Source organism: Frankia sp. CpI1-P (assembly GCF_001421075.1).
GTDB classification, from domain to species: domain Bacteria; phylum Actinomycetota; class Actinomycetes; order Frankiales; family Frankiaceae; genus Frankia; species Frankia torreyi.
Genome location: NZ_LJJX01000131.1, coordinates 1 through 477, shown reverse-complemented (window position 1 = coordinate 477; position 477 = coordinate 1).

Genomic DNA, 477 nt, shown 5'->3' with positions numbered 1-477 from the left:
GGGGGGACGGGGGCGACCGGCCCCCCGCGGGTAGGGCCGGTCGCCTCACCCCGTGCCCAGGACCTGCGTGAGAGCGGCCCATGCTTCGAGGCGGGCCTGGTAGTCGGTGATCTGCAGGGCCAGCCTGGTGACGGTGTCCGGATGTGGCCGTTCGGCTCGGATNGNCTCGCCCGCGCGGACCTTCCCGGCCAGCGCGAGCATCTGCGCGGCGGCCTGCTCCAGGTCGTGTGCCAGCTGGGAGGCGGTNGTCTCGGCCGCGACCCCCAAGGCGGCGACCAGGTCCTTGAGGTCCTCGGGTGCCCGGTCGCGTGTCTGCGCAACGGCGANGCCGGTCGGTGGGGTCGGGGTNGGGGTGGGGGTGGCGGGCTGGCTGGNCATGTCGGGCTCCTCGAGGCTGGGCGCGGTCGCTGCGGGGGGTTGGGTTCGTGGGGGTGTGCGGGTCGGGCCGGGTGGTCTCGGCCCGACCCGGGCGGTCAG